This window comes from Microcystis sp. M079S1 (assembly GCF_020246425.1).
GTDB lineage: Bacteria > Cyanobacteriota > Cyanobacteriia > Cyanobacteriales > Microcystaceae > Microcystis > Microcystis aeruginosa.
The window spans coordinates 1-3,320 of sequence record NZ_JADBSZ010000095.1; the positions used below are offsets into that span (position 1 = coordinate 1).

General features: G+C 39.6%; 4 protein-coding genes. 3 read left to right on the plus strand and 1 reads right to left on the minus strand.

What is annotated here, in order from left to right; all coding sequences use genetic code 11:
- Positions 1-519 precede the first annotated feature (519 nt).
- From IM456_RS05865 to IM456_RS05875, 3 genes are all read left to right on the plus strand, one after another.
- Entirely contained in the window at positions 520-1,917 is a 1,398-nt protein-coding gene (locus tag IM456_RS05865; RefSeq protein WP_149988227.1) for a serine/threonine protein kinase, read from the plus strand.
- Between the two features lie 417 nt (positions 1,918-2,334).
- Positions 2,335-2,910, plus strand: coding sequence for a peptide deformylase (def, locus tag IM456_RS05870; RefSeq protein WP_149988226.1), 576 nt, complete (start codon positions 2,335-2,337; stop codon positions 2,908-2,910).
- Positions 2,911-2,941: 31 nt separating this feature from the next.
- The gene (locus IM456_RS05875; protein WP_002731987.1) at positions 2,942-3,139 is read left to right on the plus strand and encodes a hypothetical protein; all 198 of its coding nucleotides are present in this window, start codon (positions 2,942-2,944) and stop codon (positions 3,137-3,139) included.
- Here the strand turns inward: IM456_RS05875 and IM456_RS05880 are convergent.
- On the minus strand, positions 3,130-3,320 hold a 191-nt coding region (locus IM456_RS05880), incomplete at its 5' end, for a hypothetical protein (protein WP_287692993.1). The genes IM456_RS05875 and IM456_RS05880 overlap by 10 nt on opposite strands.

Below are 3,320 nucleotides of genomic sequence, written 5' to 3' on the forward strand. Positions count from 1 at the left end.
AAACTCTTATAGAGAAAGACATTTGGCGATTTTTGTTAATTGTTTTCGATCTAGAGCGAACTAATCAATTAAATCTCTTGCCAGATAAGGATTTAGTCGATTTATGCCCCCCTATCGAACCATACTAAGTAACGAAGAACCTTTTCTCTTTTAACCCAAACCTCTTGCATAATTAATTTTTCAGGGTTCAAAAACGGCAAAAATAAGGATTAAATTGCATAAAATCTGTAAATAGACCATTTAATTGATTATTATTCATTCTTAATTCTCCTGACTACTGACTACTGATTCCTAACCCTAACAACAATTTTTGATTTTTACAAGAGATATCCTGAAAAAATACATCCCTCACCCCAGTCCAGGAATTGGCGAAAAACGGGCGATATAATTGAATTTCACCGCAGTTATCCTGGGAGATGCTAAAGTTTTGATGATTCGGTCAAACTTCCTTTTTCTTAGCTTGCGGTTGAGAAATTTCTCGATTAGCCTAGAATTAGGATTATCCTAGGAATATATTGTATGCTGCCAGGGCAAATTTTAGGCGATCGATACCAAATCCAAAGTCAGTTAGGTAAACAAACCGGAAGACGCACTTTTCTCGCCCAAGATCTAAAAACGGGTACTACTGTTGTCCTCAAATTATTAATCTTCAGTCCCGATTTTGAATGGACAGATTTAAAACTCTTTGAACGGGAAGCTGAAACTCTTAAACATCTAGATTGTCGCTCGATTCCTGAATATATCGACTATTTTGAAGTTCGCACCGATACCTATCAAGGTTTTGCCCTTGTTCAGAGTTATATCGAAGCTAAATCTCTCAAGGAACAGATAGAAACCGGTCGCAAATTTAGTGAAGCAGACCTGCAAGAATTAGCTAAATCTATCCTAGGTATTTTAATTTATCTCCATGGACTTAACCCGCCAATTATCCACCGGGATTTGAAACCTAGTAATATTTTACTAAAAGATCGATCAGGTCATAGTATCGGCAATGTTTATTTAATTGATTTTGGTTCTGTCCAGAGTGTTGCCCAACAGGAACAGTCCACTTTAACTATCGTCGGAACCTACGGTTATATGCCCCCCGAACAATTTGGTGGTCGCACCGTTGCCGCTTCTGATTTATACAGTTTAGGAGCCACTTTAATCTATCTAGCTACAGGCATTCATCCCGCAGATTTACCCCAAAAAGATGGCAAAATTAAATTAAATAATTTAGCCAATTTAAGCCCTGCTTTTGTTCATTGGTTAGGGCAATTAATTGAACCTAGTCTCGAGAAAAGGTTTGTTTCAGCACAGGCAGCAAATCAAGCTTTAAATACTCTCCACGAAATGCAATTAACTTCCTCGAACCTTGAAAAACCAGCAGGTAGTCGGGTACAGTTGCAAAAAAGCGAGGAGAAAATTAAAATATCTTTACCTCCCGAAGGTTTTACCCCTAAATTAATTTTTCTTGGAGCCTTTGCCATCGCTTGGAATGCTTTTTTATTAGTATGGACAGGAGGAGCCGTTTCTATTCCTCTATGGATGAGTTGGTTTTTTCTGCTCTTTTCCTTGCCTTTTTGGTTTGTGGGTTTAGGAATGCTTGGCGGGATTATTTATTGTCTCAAAGGGGAGGAAATTATCACTATTGATAGTCAAGAAATTGTTGCCATTCAGCGAATTTTTGGTTTGACACTTCCGGGCAAAAAGAAAATGGCACGGCAACATATTAATAAACTGGTCAAAGCTGATAGTTATCATACCAAAGATGGCGATGGCGATCAAGTTTATATGCCGATGGCTTTAACTATTTGGGCGGGGACTAAAGAATATACTATTAGCAGTCAGACAAAAGCCTATCTGAGTAACCCCGAAATTGAATGGTTAGCAGCGGAATTAAGTCAATGGTTAGGAATGCCAATTACTAATAAGTAGCCGGTTACAATCAGCTTTTTTTCTCCCTTCTCCCTTCTCCCCACTCCCCCACTGATTACTGATTACTGATTACTGCTTACTGATAACTGAAAAATCTCCCCACTCCCCCACTGATTACTGATTACTGCTTACTGATAACTGAAAAAGCTTCCCACTTCCCCACTTCCCACCCCCTGATATGGACGAACTGTCTGTGATCGGTATAAAATTTTATGAAGAGTCTGGGCTTTTTTCTCCCTTTTCCTGAGAAATGCCCCAGAGCCAGTGACTAATACTAAATCCAGTTATTAAAGACTGATTATCTATTCCTCCTTTTGCCTTTTGCCTCTTGCATGAGTGCCTCTCCTGATATGTAGCCTATACTCAACGGATTTAGTATAAGATCAAAATTGTGTCATCCCATCGATAATTAAGTTTATGAGCGCCACTATTACCGTAGAAAAACGCAAATTAGAAAAACCCCCTTTAGAACTGCATTATCTCGGCGATCGAGTCTTGCGTCAACCAGCCAAGCGGATTGCTAAAGTCGATGACAGCATTCGCCAATTAGCCAGAGAAATGCTGGAAACTATGTATAGTTCCAATGGTATCGGGTTAGCGGCCCCGCAAGTGGCAGTCAATAAACAATTGATTGTCATCGATTGTGAACCCGATAAACCCGAAAATACGCCCCTAATTCTGATTAATCCCCAAATTATCGGTTATAGTCGGGAATTGTGCAAAGCGGAAGAGGGTTGTTTGAGTATTCCCGATGTGTTTTTAGATGTCATCCGTCCCCAAGCGATCGAAGTGAGTTATAAAGATGAACAGGGGAAACCGCGAAAACTGCAAGCTAACGGTTTACTAGCGCGGGTAATTCAACACGAAATGGATCATCTTAATGGTGTCATGTTCGTGGATAGAGTAGATAACGATTTGGCACTCAATGAAGAATTAAAAAAACACGGTTTTTCCGTGCAAGCGGTGAAACCCGTCGAGAAAGTGACAAAATAAAGGCATTAGTTAATTTAGGTGAGGAGTGAAGATGACCCCGAAAAGCGGCGTTTTATTGTTATTATCCTGTATTGCAGCGATCGCTGGTGTGGGTTGTGTCTTTGAAATTAGTTCGGGAGAACCGGATTTAGGCAATACCACCACTGGCTTAATTCTAGCGGCAAGTGTGCCACTAACAGCCCTATTTTTTTGGGCGGCGGTTAAAGACACTAGAGCCAATTACAAATAGAATAATTTCCCCTCGGTTATCGAAAAATCGGCATAATTTTGGTTCTTCGTTACTTGGTATGGTTCGATAGGGTGGCATAAACAGACTAAATCCTTATCTGGCAAGAGATTTAATTGATTAGTTGGTTCTAGAGCGAAAACAATTGACAAAAATTGACAAAAATTGCTGAATGTCTTTCTAT

Coding starts and splice junctions, on each gene's coding strand:
- IM456_RS05875 (WP_002731987.1), top strand. CDS start 2,942: ATGACCCCGAAAAGCGGCGTTTTATTGTTATTATCCTGTATTGCAGCG.
- IM456_RS05865 (WP_149988227.1), top strand. CDS start 520: ATGCTGCCAGGGCAAATTTTAGGCGATCGATACCAAATCCAAAGTCAG.
- def (WP_149988226.1), top strand. CDS start 2,335: ATGAGCGCCACTATTACCGTAGAAAAACGCAAATTAGAAAAACCCCCT.